Origin of the sequence: Prevotella sp. AM42-24 (assembly GCF_003461825.1) — a bacterium.
In the GTDB taxonomy this organism is placed as follows: domain Bacteria; phylum Bacteroidota; class Bacteroidia; order Bacteroidales; family Bacteroidaceae; genus Prevotella; species Prevotella hominis.
Genome location: NZ_QTXV01000007.1, coordinates 54673 through 68288, shown reverse-complemented (window position 1 = coordinate 68288; position 13616 = coordinate 54673). Strand labels below are relative to the sequence as shown.

At 40.3% G+C, this 13616-nt stretch carries 19 protein-coding genes; 18 read left to right on the top strand and 1 reads right to left on the bottom strand.

Features of this window, described 5'->3' with window-relative positions:
• From rpsN to DW917_RS03985, 17 genes are all read left to right on the top strand, one after another.
• Positions 1-303 (top strand): 30S ribosomal protein S14, encoded by a 303-nt coding sequence (gene rpsN / locus DW917_RS04065; protein ID WP_118116718.1) that lies wholly within the window; start codon positions 1-3, stop codon positions 301-303.
• A gap of 76 nt (positions 304-379) precedes the next feature.
• A complete protein-coding gene (gene rpsH / locus DW917_RS04060; RefSeq protein ID WP_118116716.1) occupies positions 380-775 on the top strand; it encodes a 30S ribosomal protein S8 in 396 nt (131 codons plus the stop codon).
• 14 nt (positions 776-789) lie between these two features.
• Positions 790-1362 carry a 50S ribosomal protein L6 gene (gene rplF, locus DW917_RS04055; RefSeq protein WP_118116714.1) on the top strand — a complete coding sequence of 191 codons (573 nt, stop codon included), beginning with the start codon at positions 790-792 and terminating at the stop codon, positions 1360-1362.
• An 18-nt stretch (positions 1363-1380) separates the two neighbouring features.
• Positions 1381-1725: a 50S ribosomal protein L18 gene (gene rplR / locus DW917_RS04050; RefSeq protein WP_118116712.1), complete on the top strand. Its 345-nt coding sequence runs from the start codon at positions 1381-1383 to the stop codon at positions 1723-1725.
• Between the two features lie 6 nt (positions 1726-1731).
• Positions 1732-2244, top strand: coding sequence for a 30S ribosomal protein S5 (gene rpsE / locus DW917_RS04045; protein WP_118116710.1), 513 nt, complete (start codon positions 1732-1734; stop codon positions 2242-2244).
• Positions 2245-2260: 16 nt separating this feature from the next.
• The gene (gene rpmD, locus DW917_RS04040; protein WP_118116708.1) at positions 2261-2437 is read left to right on the top strand and encodes a 50S ribosomal protein L30; all 177 of its coding nucleotides are present in this window, start codon (positions 2261-2263) and stop codon (positions 2435-2437) included.
• 25 nt (positions 2438-2462) lie between these two features.
• Positions 2463-2909, top strand: coding sequence for a 50S ribosomal protein L15 (rplO, locus tag DW917_RS04035; protein ID WP_118116706.1), 447 nt, complete (start codon positions 2463-2465; stop codon positions 2907-2909).
• A gap of 4 nt (positions 2910-2913) precedes the next feature.
• Positions 2914-4251 (top strand): preprotein translocase subunit SecY, encoded by a 1338-nt coding sequence (gene secY, locus DW917_RS04030; protein WP_118116704.1) that lies wholly within the window; start codon positions 2914-2916, stop codon positions 4249-4251.
• Positions 4252-4266: 15 nt separating this feature from the next.
• Positions 4267-5067, top strand: coding sequence for a type I methionyl aminopeptidase (map, locus tag DW917_RS04025; RefSeq protein ID WP_118116702.1), 801 nt, complete (start codon positions 4267-4269; stop codon positions 5065-5067).
• Positions 5068-5069: 2 nt separating this feature from the next.
• Complete coding sequence (gene infA, locus DW917_RS04020) at positions 5070-5288, top strand: translation initiation factor IF-1 (protein WP_022109852.1); 219 nt, start codon at positions 5070-5072, stop codon at positions 5286-5288.
• Positions 5289-5305: 17 nt separating this feature from the next.
• A complete protein-coding gene (gene rpmJ / locus DW917_RS04015; RefSeq protein WP_006848814.1) occupies positions 5306-5422 on the top strand; it encodes a 50S ribosomal protein L36 in 117 nt (38 codons plus the stop codon).
• Between the two features lie 98 nt (positions 5423-5520).
• The gene (rpsM, locus tag DW917_RS04010; RefSeq protein WP_006848813.1) at positions 5521-5901 is read left to right on the top strand and encodes a 30S ribosomal protein S13; all 381 of its coding nucleotides are present in this window, start codon (positions 5521-5523) and stop codon (positions 5899-5901) included.
• Positions 5902-5921: 20 nt separating this feature from the next.
• The gene (rpsK, locus tag DW917_RS04005; protein WP_022122153.1) at positions 5922-6311 is read left to right on the top strand and encodes a 30S ribosomal protein S11; all 390 of its coding nucleotides are present in this window, start codon (positions 5922-5924) and stop codon (positions 6309-6311) included.
• 51 nt (positions 6312-6362) lie between these two features.
• A complete protein-coding gene (gene rpsD / locus DW917_RS04000) occupies positions 6363-6968 on the top strand; it encodes a 30S ribosomal protein S4 (protein WP_118116700.1) in 606 nt (201 codons plus the stop codon).
• Between the two features lie 12 nt (positions 6969-6980).
• The gene (locus DW917_RS03995; RefSeq protein WP_118116698.1) at positions 6981-7976 is read left to right on the top strand and encodes a DNA-directed RNA polymerase subunit alpha; all 996 of its coding nucleotides are present in this window, start codon (positions 6981-6983) and stop codon (positions 7974-7976) included.
• Between the two features lie 28 nt (positions 7977-8004).
• On the top strand, positions 8005-8502 hold the full coding sequence (gene rplQ, locus DW917_RS03990; protein WP_118116695.1) for a 50S ribosomal protein L17: 498 nt from the start codon (positions 8005-8007) through the stop codon (positions 8500-8502).
• 180 nt (positions 8503-8682) lie between these two features.
• A complete protein-coding gene (locus DW917_RS03985; protein WP_118116693.1) occupies positions 8683-9540 on the top strand; it encodes a hypothetical protein in 858 nt (285 codons plus the stop codon).
• Positions 9541-9710: 170 nt separating this feature from the next.
• Here the strand turns inward: DW917_RS03985 and DW917_RS03980 are convergent, their stop codons facing one another.
• A complete protein-coding gene (locus DW917_RS03980; RefSeq protein WP_118116788.1) occupies positions 9711-10319 on the bottom strand; it encodes a septal ring lytic transglycosylase RlpA family protein in 609 nt (202 codons plus the stop codon).
• 258 nt (positions 10320-10577) lie between these two features.
• Between DW917_RS03980 and DW917_RS03975 the strand changes: the two genes are divergently transcribed.
• Entirely contained in the window at positions 10578-13616 is a 3039-nt protein-coding gene (locus tag DW917_RS03975) for a PEP/pyruvate-binding domain-containing protein (RefSeq protein ID WP_118116691.1), read from the top strand.

Below are 13616 nucleotides of genomic sequence, written 5' to 3'. Positions count from 1 at the left end.
ATGGCAAAAGAATCAATGAAAGCTCGCGAGGTTAAGCGTGCAAAGCTTGTAGCTCGTTACGCTGAAAAGCGCGAAGCACTGAAAAAGATTATTGCAACTTCTAATGACCCAGCTGAAGCATACGAGGCAGCTCGTAAGCTTCAGGCTATTCCAAAGAATGCAAACCCTATCCGTCTTCACAATCGTTGCAAGATCACTGGTCGTCCAAAGGGTTATATCCGCCAGTTCGGTCTTTCTCGTATCCAGTTCCGTGAGATGGCTTCAGCAGGTTTGATTCCAGGCGTTAAGAAGGCTAGCTGGTAATCCCCTTTTAGGTTAGAAAGATTTATTTTATTTAATATTGTCGGGGTCGTCCCGATTAATTAAACATTTTATTTTTATGACAGATCCAATAGCAGATTATCTGACAAGACTCAGAAATGCAATCATGGCTCATCACCGTGTTGTTGAAGTTCCTGCGTCTAACTTGAAGAAAGAGATCACTAAGATCCTCTTCGAGAAAGGTTACATCCTTAACTACAAGTTTGTAGAGGATGGTCCTCAGGGTACTATCAAAGTTGCTTTGAAGTACAATCCAACTACCAAGCAAAACGCTATCAAGTGTTTGAAGCGTGTCTCTACTCCAGGTTTGCGTAAGTATACTGGTTACAAGGACATGCCAAGAGTTATTAACGGATTAGGTATTGCTATCTTATCTACATCCAAAGGTGTAATGACAGACAAAGAGGCTGCTGATCTTAAGATCGGTGGTGAGGTTCTTTGCTATATTTATTAATTGGAGGATTGAATATGTCAAGAATAGGAAAATTGCCAATTAGTATCCCTGCAGGTGTTACCGTTAATTTTGATGCTAATTCTAATGTAGTGTCTGTAAAAGGCCCTAAGGGTGAACTTTCTCAGTGGATTGATCCATCTATCAAGATGAATGTTGCAGATGGTCACATTGTATTTGAGATTGATGAAAATAGTCCTGTTAATTCTAAGCAGAAGCAGGCTTTCCATGGTTTGTACCGTTCTCTCGTTAACAACATGGTTGTTGGTGTTAGCGCTGGTTATTCTAAGACTATGGAGTTGGTTGGTGTTGGTTACCGTGTTTCAAACCAGGGTAATCTCATCGAATTTGCTTTAGGTTATACACACCCTATCTTCATTCAGTTACCTAAGGAGATTAAGGTTGAGACTAAGTCTGAAAGAAATCAGAACCCAATCATTACATTGGAGTCTTGTGACAAGCAGTTGTTAGGACTCGTTTGTGCAAAAATTCGTTCTTTCCGTAAGCCTGAGCCTTACAAGGGTAAGGGTATCTTGTTCAAGGGTGAAGTTATTCGCAGAAAGTCTGGTAAGAGTGCTTCAGCTAAGTAATTTTAATTATTTACGATTATGACAACAAAGAAAGTAGAAAGACGAATTAAGATAAAGTTCCGTATTCGTAAGAATGTTAATGGAACAGCTGAGCGTCCACGTCTTAGTGTTTTCCGCTCTAACAAGCAGATTTACGCTCAGGTTATTAATGATTTGACAGGTACCACACTTGCTTCTGCTTCTTCACTCGGTTTGGAGAAGATGCCTAAGCAGGAGCAGGCTGCTAAAGTAGGCGAGCTCGTTGCTGAAAAGGCAAAGGCTGCTGGTGTAGAGTCAGTAGTTTTCGACCGTAATGGTTATCTTTACCATGGTCGTGTTAAGGAGTTGGCTGATGGTGCTCGTAAGGGTGGTCTTAAATTTTAAACGATTATGGCAATGAATAAAGTAAAAGTTAATAATGATGTAGAACTTAAGGATCGCTTGGTTGCTATCAACCGTGTAACTAAGGTTACTAAAGGTGGTCGTACTTTCACATTCGCTGCTATCGTCGTTGTTGGTGACGGTAATGGCGTTATCGGTTATGGTCTTGGTAAGGCCGGCGAAGTTACTGCAGCTATCGCTAAGGGTACTGAGGCTGCCAAGAAGAATTTGGTAAAAGTTCCAGTTTTAAAGGGTACTGTTCCTCATGAGGTTGAGGTAGCTTTTGGTGGTGCTAAGGTTCTTCTTAAGCCAGCTGCTGCCGGTACCGGTTTGAAGGCCGGTGGTGCTATGCGTGCTGTACTTGAGAGTGTTGGTGTTAAGGACGTAATTGCTAAGTCAAAGGGTTCTTCTAACGCTCACAACCTTGTAAAGGCTACTATCGCTGCTCTTGCTCAGATGCGTGATGCATACACTGTTGCAGGTGAGCGTGGTATCAGTATGGATAAAGTATTTAACGGTTAATTAGGATTTATCGAATATGGCAACAATTAAAGTCAAGCAGATTAAGAGTAAAATCGGTGCTCCGGTAGATCAGAAGCGTACACTCGCTTGTCTGGGTCTCCACAAGATTTCTCAGGTTGTTGAGGTAGAGGATACTCCTAGCAACCGTGGTATGATCCGTAAGGTTCATCACCTCGTTAATGTAGTAGATTAATTAATCTTTTAAATTAGGAACGATTATGAAATTAAATAATTTAAAACCTGCTGAAGGTTCTACCCACTCACGTCGTCGTATTGGTCGTGGTCCAGGTTCTGGACTCGGTGGTACTTCTACCCGTGGTCACAAGGGTGCCAAGGCTCGTTCTGGTTATAAGAGAAAGATTGGTTTCGAAGGTGGTCAGATGCCATTGCAGCGTCGTGTTCCAAAGGCTGGTTTCAAGAATATCAACCATAAGGAGTATTTTGCTGTAAACCTTTCTACTCTTCAGGCTCTTGCTGAGGCAAAGAACCTTACTAAGATTGGTATTGCTGAACTTAAAGAGGCTGGTCTTACTAATGGTAAGGCTCTCGTTAAGGTTCTCGGCAATGGTGAACTTAAAGCAAAATTGGAAGTTGAAGCTAATGCTTTCTCAAAGACTGCCGAAGAAGCAATCAAGGCAGTAGGTGGTAACGCAACTATAATCTAAGTAAATGAAAAAGTTTATTGAGACACTAAAGAACTGTTGGAAGATTGAGGACCTCCGTCAGAGACTCCTCATTACTCTTCTGTTTACGGCTATTTACCGTTTTGGCTCGTTTGTTGTACTTCCTGGTATCAATCCGAGCATGTTGGAAAAACTTCAGTCGCAGACCTCAGGCGGTCTTATGTCGCTTTTGGACATGTTCTCTGGTGGTGCATTTTCCAATGCGTCTATATTTGCATTAGGAATTATGCCTTATATCTCAGCTTCAATTGTTATGCAGCTTCTCGCTGTCGCTGTACCTTATTTCCAGAAGATGCAGCGTGAAGGTGAAAGTGGCCGCAAAAAAATACAATGGTACACTAGAGTCCTGACTGTAGCCATTTTGGTCTTTCAGGCTCCTAGTTACCTTTTGAACTTGAAGATGCAAGCAGCTAATGCTTTGGCAACTGGTATCAGTTGGACGGTCTTCATGATTCCGGCTACTATTATTCTTGCAGCAGGAAGTATGTTTATCCTTTGGTTAGGTGAACGTATTACTGATAAAGGTGTTGGTAATGGTATTTCTCTGATTATTATGATTGGTATTATCGCCCGTTTGCCACAGGCATTCGTTCAGGAGGTTACTTCTCGTTTGCAGGCAATTTCTGGTGGTGGTCTTATTATGTTTATCGTTGAGATTTTGATCCTTTATGCTGTAGTTTGTGCTTCTATTCTTTTGGTGCAAGGTACTCGTAAAATACCTGTTCAGTATGCTAAGCGTCTGGTCGGCAATAAGCAATATGGTGGTGCTCGTCAGTACATCCCTTTGAAACTTTTTGCAGCCAACGTAATGCCTATCATCTTTGCTCAGGCTTTAATGTTCATTCCATTGGCGATAGTTCGCTATCAGTCTGAAAATGCTTCCAGCGTTGTTCAGCAGTTGATGGATAACCGCAGTTTGTTGTATAATGTTGTTTATGTAATCTTGGTTATTGCATTTACATATTTCTATACTGCTATTACATTGAACCCAACTCAGATGGCTGAGGATATGAAGCGTAACAATGGTTTCATTCCAGGTGTTAAACCAGGAAAGGATACTGCTGAGTACATTGATACCGTAATGTCTCGTATTACTTTACCAGGTTCATTATTTATAGCATTTATTGCGATTATGCCTGCACTTGCAGGACTTCTCGATGTTCAGCAGGCTTTCTCTCAATTCTTTGGAGGAACCTCTCTGTTGATTTTAGTGGGTGTAGTTATAGATACCTTACAGCAGATCGAGAGTCACTTGCTTATGCGCCACTATGATGGTCTTTTAAATTCGGGCCATACCCGCCAAGGTGGTGTTGCTGCATATTAATCTTTTTCTTTTGAAATGAAGATATTTCTGAAGACAGAGGATGAAATTAATCTAATGCGTAAGGCAAACCAACTCGTTGGTCTGACTCTTGCTGAATTAGGTAAACATATAAAACCAGGTGTGACGACTCTTCATTTGGATAGGATAGCAGAGGAATTTATCCGTGATCATGGTGCTATTCCAACGTTTAAAAATTTTCCTAATCCATATGGAGAGTCTTTTCCTGCTAGTATTTGTACATCTATTAATGATGTTGTAGTACATGGTATTCCTTCAGACAATGATGTTCTTGATGATGGAGATATAATTTCTATTGATTGCGGAACATTACTTGATGGATATAATGGTGATAGCTGTTATACATTTGCGGTCGGTGATATTTCCGAACAAAAACGTAAATTGCTTGAAGTTACTAAAAAATCATTATTTTTAGGAATTGAACAAGCCGTAGCTGGAAATCACATTGGTGACATTGGTTTTGCGATACAAGATTACTGCCAATCATTCGGGTATGGTATCGTACGAGAACTTACAGGGCACGGAATTGGTAAAGAGATGCACGAAGACCCCTCTGTTCCTAATTATGGGAGTAAAGGAAATGGTATTTTGCTAAAATCCGGCATGTGTTTAGCCATAGAACCAATGGTTACTATGGGAAATCGTAAGATAGGTATGCTTGCTGATAAATGGAGTATTGTTACTTTGGATCACAAACCTGCTGCTCATTTTGAGCATACGATTGTTGTTCGAAAAGGTAAAGCTGAAATTTTATCTTCATTCGTAGAAGTTGAACATTTAGAAGGACAAAAATTTTAATTATGGCAAAACAAGCCGCTATTGAACAAGACGGAACAATTGTAGAGTCGTTATCTAACGCTATGTTCCGGGTAGAATTAGAGAATGGTGTTGATATTACAGCTCATATCTCTGGTAAGATGAGAATGCATTACATCAAAATTTTGCCTGGTGATAAGGTTAAGGTAGAAATGAGCCCTTATGACCTTACAAAGGGTAGAATTGTTTTTAGATATAAATAATATTTATATATAAGGTTATGAAGACAAGAGCATCATTAAAGAAGCGTTCAGCAGACTGTAAGATTGTTCGTCGTAAAGGTCGTCTGTTCGTTATCAACAAGAAGAACCCTAAGATGAAATTACGTCAGGGTTAATGTTAAAGTTTTGTAAAAGCATGGCTATTTGAAAAAAAAGTCGTACTTTTGCACCGCTTTTAACGAAAGGTATTAATTTTTTAATTTTTTATTAAACAATGGCAATAAGAATTGTTGGAGTAGATTTGCCCCAGAATAAGCGTGGCGAAATCGCATTGACCTATATCTATGGTATTGGTCGAAGTAGTTCAGCAAAGATATTGGATAAGGCAGGTGTAAACCGTGACTTGAAAGTCAGCGAATGGTCTGACGATCAGGCAGCCAAGATCCGTGAAATTATCGGCGCTGAGTTCAAAGTTGAAGGTGATCTCCGTTCTGAGATCCAGATGAACATCAAGCGACTGATGGATATTGGTTGTTATCGTGGAGTTAGACATCGTAATGGTCTTCCTGTTCGTGGTCAGAGCACAAAGAATAATGCTCGTACTCGCAAGGGTAAGAAGAAGACTGTTGCTAATAAGAAGAAGGCTACTAAGTAATTCTAAGGAGGAAATTAATTATGGCAAAGCAAAAAGCAACATCTAAGAAGAGAAACGTACGCGTTGACGCTATTGGTCAGCTTCACGTACATAGCTCATTCAATAACATTATTGTATCTCTTGCTAATAATGAAGGTCAAATTATCTCTTGGTCTTCTGCTGGTAAGATGGGTTTCCGTGGTTCTAAGAAGAATACTCCTTATGCAGCTCAGATGGCAGCTGAGGATTGCGCTAAGGTAGCTTTTGATCTTGGTCTTCGCAAGGTTAAGGCATACGTTAAAGGTCCAGGTAATGGTCGTGAGTCTGCTATCCGTGCTATTCATGGTGCAGGTATCGAGGTTACAGAGATTGTTGACGTAACTCCATTACCACATAATGGTTGTCGTCCTCCTAAGCGTCGTCGTGTATAACGCTTTATATAGTATTTAAGATACAAATAATTATAGCATTTTTTTTATATTATGGCTAGATATATAGGTCCGAAATCTAAAATTGCACGCCGTTTTGGTGAACCAATCTTCGGCGCAGACAAAGTTTTGTCCAAGAGAAACTTCCCTCCTGGACAGCATGGCAATAACCGTCGCAGAAAAATGTCTGAGTATGGTGTCATGTTGGCAGAGAAGCAGAAAGCTAAATACACTTATGGTGTATTAGAGCGTCAGTTCCGTAATATGTTCGAAAAGGCAGCTAAGGCTGATGGTATTACCGGTGAGGTTCTCCTTCAGAATCTTGAAAGCCGTCTTGATAACGTTGTTTTCCGTTTGGGTATCGCTCCAACTCGTGCTGCAGCTCGTCAGTTGGTTGGTCACAAGCACATCGTTGTTGATGGCAAGGTAGTTAACATTCCTTCTTTTGCTGTTAAGCCAGGTATGGTTGTCGGTGTTCGTGAGAAGTCTAAATCTCTCGAAGTTGTAGAGGCAGCACTTGCTGGTTTCAATCATAGCAAATATCCATGGATCGAATGGGATGACAATTCTAAGAGCGGTAAATTCTTGCACAAGCCAGAGCGTGCCGATATCCCTGAGAACATTAAGGAGCAGTTAATCGTTGAGTTGTACTCTAAATAAATCATTAAATTAATGGCGATATTAGCATTTCAAAAACCTGATAAAGTAGTAATGCTGGAGGCTGATGATAAGTTCGGAAAGTTTGAATTCCGTCCTTTAGAGCCTGGCTTTGGAGTTACCATCGGTAACGCCTTACGCCGCATTCTCCTTTCATCGCTGGAGGGTTATGCAATCAATACTATCCGTATTAGTGGTGTTGAGCATGAATTTTCTTCAGTTCCTGGTGTAAAGGAAGATGTTACCAACATTATCTTGAATCTCAAGCAAGTTCGATTCAAGCAAGTAGTAGAAGAATTCGAGAATGAGAAAGTTAGTATCACCGTTGAGAATTCTACAGAATTCAAGGCAGGTGATATTGGTAAGTATCTGACTGGATTTGAAGTGTTAAACCCTGATTTGGTGATTTGTCATTTAGATGCCAAAGCTTCGATGCAGATAGATCTTACTATTAACAAGGGTCGTGGTTACGTTCCTGCTGATGAGAATCGTCAATTCTGCACTGACGTCAACGTTCTCCCAATCGATTCCATCTACACCCCTATTCGTAATGTAAAGTATGCAGTTGAGCCATATCGTGTTGAACAGAAAACTGATTATGACAAGCTGACTCTTGAAGTTACAACAGATGGTTCCATTAGTCCAAAGGATGCATTGAAAGAGGCTGCGAAGATTCTTATTTATCATTTTATGCTCTTCTCTGATGAGAAAATTACTCTTGAAAGTCCAGACCAAGAGAGTAATCAGGAGTTTGATGAAGAAGTTCTTCACATGCGCCAGTTGCTTAAGACTCGTCTCGTAGATATGAATCTTAGTGTTCGTGCACTCAACTGTCTGAAGGCAGCTGATGTAGAGACCTTAGGTGATTTGGTTCAGTATAATAAGACTGATCTCTTGAAGTTCCGCAATTTTGGTAAGAAATCGCTTTCAGAGCTTGATGATTTGCTCGAGAGTCTGAATCTTTCTTTTGGAACTGATATTTCAAAGTATAAATTAGACAAGGAGGGTTAATCTCTTGTCTTAAATGATTTAAATTAAAATGAGACATAATAAAAAATTCAACCATTTAGGTCGTACTGCTTCTCATCGTAATGCGATGTTGGCTAACATGGCAACATCTCTTATCTTGAGTGAGCACAAAAGAATCACTACGACTCTTGCAAAGGCAAAGGCTCTTAAGAAGTATGTTGAGCCATTAATTACTCGTTCAAAGAATGATACTACAACTTCACGTCGTGTTGTTTTCCGTTATCTTCAGAACAAGTATGCTGTTAAGGCTCTCTTTGGTGAGGTTGCAGAGAAGGTAGCTAATCGTCCTGGTGGTTATACACGTATTATCAAGTTGGGTACTCGTCAAGGTGATGCTGCTGAAATCGCATTCATCGAGCTTGTTGACTTTGATGAGAACATGGCTAAGACTCCTAAGGCAGCAGCTAAGAAGACTCGTCGTAGCCGCAAGGCTAAGGCTGAGGATGCTCCAGTTGCTGAGAATGCAGCTGCTGAGACTGTAGCTGAGGAAGCTCCAAAGGCTGAATAATTTCAATATCTCAATATGAGCGCTTTCATCTTTTTGATGAAAGCGCTTTTTTGTTTTTTAGGGATTTTCCCTATATTTTTAGGGATTTTGTTGTTAGACTTTGCTTTTTATTTCTTATTTTTGCACCATCAAATGAATATATAGTATGTTCACAAATGTGGGATTTAATTTTATTTAGATATGAAAAAGCCTTTGATTTTATTATTTAGTTCTGCGTTACTTCTTAGTAGTTGTGGAACTTATACTGGTAGTGGCGCATATGTTGGTGGATCGTTTGGTTCTATTTTAGGTTCTGCTATTGGTGGAATAGCTGGTGGCCCTCGTGGCTCTGATATTGGTACAATCATTGGTATGGCTGGTGGTGCTGCTGTAGGTGCTGCTATAGGTAATCAGGCTGATCAGCAACAAGAGGAGCGTATTCAACAAAGACGGGAGCGTATCCGTCAAAGACAAGATGCAGATTATCAAAGAAACCAAGGATATGACAGGTCTTCGCATAATGCTGATGATACCTATTTATATAATCCTAACACTAACAGTGGTTTTGATTCCACCAATAGTGGAGATGATAGATTATATGATTTTACGGGTTCAGACTATACAGGTTCATATAGTGCTCAACAGCCTATAACTTCTTATCCAAGTTCAAGCAGCACAGTTGATGAAATTAATACTGCTGGTTTATCTTATTGTCCTTTATTGGAAATCGTCAATGCTCGTTTTGTGGATGATAATCAAGATAACGCGCTGAATAGGAATGAAACTTGCAAAGTTATATTTGAAGTCTTCAATCGTGGAAATCGTCCTGTCTATGATGTAGTTCCTACAGTTGTCGAAACCACAGGAAATAAGCATATCTACATATCTCCAAATATACATGTGGAAAAAATAGATGCCGGTAAAGGTATTCGTTATACTGCAATGGTAAAGGCAGACTCACGTTTAAAGCCTGGTATAGCTCGATTTTGTGTATCTGTAATTCATGGAGATAAAGCAATTTCTAAGGTGAATGAATTTAATATACCTACGACTAAGTAGTGTTAGTGTTTTCTTAGTTTTTTAAGACATTCATTTTCTCTTATTTATTTATGAGAATGGTATTTAGAATATTTTAAAGCCTCAGTAAGATCTTGAAGTTTTCTTACTGAGGCTTTTTTGCTTTTATTTTGAAAATGATAATCTCAAATTATTCTTTATCTTTGTTTATTCTATTTCCTTTTTGTCTTATTTCCTTCTTTGCTTTGATAGTGTTCTGTATTATGTTTATGTTCTGAATTATGTTTTTGCTCAGCAAAGTTCCCGGTTTTGTTTCTATGTTCTTGTTGTTCTTCTTTAATATCCTTTTGATGTTTGTTTAAATGTTCTTTTTTGCCTGATTCTGCTCCATGTTGGTGCGGCTTACTCTCATGTTTTTCTTTGTGATTCCATTTCTGCGGAAAATCATAGTCTGATTCTGCTACTTCAAAGTCGATATGAGGTAATTTTGGATCTTCTGGGCGATAAGGAATAGGCTTGTCTATCATTTCTACTTTTACAGTAGCTACACCTTGTGATAACATACCTATAGCTTTAGCAGCACCCCACGAGAGATCAATAATTCGTCCTCTACCATAGGGGCCTCTGTCTGTAACCTTCACTATAACTGTTTTTTTATTACTGAGATTTGTTACTTTCAGCTTGGTACCAAATGGATAGAATCTATGGGCGCACGTCAAACTGTCGTGGTGAAGTTTCTGTCCACTGGCAGTTCTGGCTCCCGTTATTTTTTTTGAATAATAGGATGCTTTTCCATGCTGCTTTTGCGCCATACACGGCATGCTGAATATAGTGAAAAAGCACGGCAAGATTTTCAGGAGGATCTTTCCTCCCTCTTTAATGCCTGCTATCGCTTTTCCTTTATATTTAGCAAGAAATGCTTCTTTAAATCTAAACATAGTTTATGGTTTTATCTATTGATTTTACAGCGTAATATATCAGTAAATTCTATTATAATGCTGCAAATTTAAAAAAATATGTTGAAAAATGCAAGTAAATATAAGAAAAACAGTATCTTTGCATTGCTAAATCTTACAATTATGGAGAATAATGTACCTCAAGAGTGGAATAAATTCTATTTAAAGGATGTATCATTTGTTAATCTGATGATGCGTCGCATATACAATGTACTTATTGTAGCTAACCCTTATGATGCCTTCATGTTAGAGGACGATGGGCGTATTGAAGAAAAGATATACAATGAGTATATGGAGTTAGGATTACGTTATCCGCCAACTTTTACCCAAGTTTCTACCACAGAAGAGGCAGCTGGAGTCTTGCGTTCTACAATTGTAGATCTGGTGATTTGTATGCCAGGTAATGCAGATAATGATGCTTTCGATGTTGCCCGCGATATCAAAGGTAAGTTTCCTAATATTCACTGTGTTGTGTTGACTCCATTCTCTCATGGTATTACCAAGCGTATGCAGAATGAGGATTTGAGCATCTTCGATTATGTATTCTGCTGGTTGGGTAATACCAACTTGATCCTTTCTATTATTAAGTTGATAGAGGATAAGATGAATTTGGAGCATGATATTCAGGAGGCAGGTGTCCAGATGATACTTTTGGTAGAAGATTCTATACGTTTCTATAGTTCTATTCTGCCAAATCTTTATAATTATATTCTTGAACAGAGTAAGAACTTCTCCAAAGAAGCGCTGAACCGTCATGCAGCTACCATGCGTATGCGTGGTCGTCCGAAAGTGGTATTGGCACGTACATATGAAGAGGCAAAAAAACTGTATGACAAGTATTCTGATAATACCCTTGGTGTCATTAGTGATGCTCGTTTTCCTTTAAAGAGTGCAGCCAAAGCTTTTGGTAATGTTGTGGATGAGGATGTGCAGCCAAAGCATGCAACGGATACTTTTGGTCGTGAAAAATGTCCAGATGCGGGTTTGCAACTTTTCCGTTATATCCGAAAGAATGATTCCTTTGTGCCCCTTATCCTTGAGAGTTCTGAGAGTGAAAATCGAGTAAAGGCAGAGGCTGAAGGTTTTCGTTTTGTAGATAAGAACTCCAAGAAGATGAGTGTAGATTTGCGTCGTTTGATGGAGGAACACATGGGCTTTGGAGATTTCATTTTCAGAGATCCGAAAACTCATGAGGAGATCATGCGTATCCGCAGTTTAAAGGAACTGCAGGATAATATTTTCAATATTCCTAACGACTCGATGCTTTATCACATCAGTCGTAATCACATGAGCCGTTGGTTGTGCGCCCGAGCCATCTTCCCTGTATCTGCTTTCTTGAAGCATGTCACCTGGCAAAAACTTCAAGACGTGGATGCCCACCGTCAGATTATCTTTGATGCCATTGTGCAATATCGTCATATGAAAAATCTTGGAGTCGTGGCAGTCTTTGATAGAATGAAGTTCGATAAGTATGCCCATTTTGCCCGTATTGGTGAAGGCTCCTTGGGTGGAAAGGGTAGAGGACTGGCTTTCCTCGACAATATCATCAAGCGCCATCCGGAGTTCAATCAGTATGAGAATGCCACTGTTCAGATTCCAAAAACAGTCGTGCTTTGTACTGATATTTTTGATGAGTTTATGATGAGCAATAATCTCTATCCGATAGCTTTAAGTGATGCAAGTGATGAGGAGATATTGAAGCATTTCCTTCATGCTCAGTTACCGGATTCCCTGATTGCTGATTTTTTCACTTTCTTTGAGGCAACGAAGAGTCCTATAGCCATCCGCTCCAGTTCGCTTCTTGAGGATGCTCACTATCAGCCTTTCGCAGGAATTTATTCCACCTATATGATTCCATATCTGGAGGATAAGTATCAGATGCTCCAGATGTTGGCTTGTGCGATAAAGGGAGTATATGCTTCTGTTTTCTATCGTGATTCGAAGGCGTATATGACAGCTACCAGCAATGTGATTGATCAGGAGAAGATGGCTGTTATTCTGCAACAGGTAGTGGGTAAGAATTATGGCGACCGGTTTTATCCGACGATGAGTGGTGTGCTACGCTCCCTCAATTATTATCCGATTGGCGACGAAACGGCGGAGGAAGGTATTGCCAGTCTGGCTCTTGGATTGGGGAAATATATCGTTGATGGCGGACAAACCTTGAGAGTTTGCCCTTATCATCCAACCCAAGTGCTACAGACTTCAGAGATGGAGATGGCTTTGCGTGATACCCAAACCCAGTTCTATGCTCTCGACATGCAACATGTGGGTGAGGATTTCAAGGTGGATGATGGCTTCAATATCCTCAAGCTCCGTGTGAAGGATGCGGTAGAAGACCAGAGTCTTACCTATATCGCCTCTACTTTCGACCCATACGATCAAGTCATCAATGATGGCGTGTATGAAACAGGAAGAAAGCTGATTACCTTTGCCAGTGTACTCCAGCATGGCGTGGTACCACTGCCGGAGCTGATGCAGATGTCGATGAAATCTGGATCCGAGGCGATGCGCCGTCCTGTGGAAATCGAGTTTGCATGCAATATCAATGATGATAAAACCTGCGAGTTTTATCTCCTCCAGATTCGTCCGATAGTGGATGCTAAGGAGATGCTTGATGAGGATGTGAAGGCGATACCAGATGCAGATTGTCTGCTCCGTTCCCACAATTCATTGGGACATGGAATCAGTGAGGACGTCACAGATGTAGTCTATGTTAAATATGATGATCAGTTCTCTGCGATGAACAATTTCTATGTGGCTGATGATATTGAACGAATCAACCGCAAGTTCCTTGCCGAAGGAAAGAATTACGTCTTGATAGGACCTGGCCGCTGGGGTTCAAGCGATCATTATTTAGGCGTTCCGGTCAAGTGGCCGCATATCAGTGCCGCCCGTGTCATCGTAGAAGTAGCGTTGAAGAACTATAATATCGACCCAAGTCAGGGCACCCATTTCTTCCAGAATCTTACCTCTTTCGGGGTAGGTTACTTTACGGTAGATACAAACACAGAAGAAGGAGGATTCGTCAATAAGGAGATATTGGATGCGATGCCGGCGGTAGAGGAAACGCAGTATGTGCGCCATGTTCGCTTCGAGCATCCGATGAGAATTCTGATGGATGGCAAGAAGCAGGAGGGCGCTGTGCTCCTGCATGGGTAG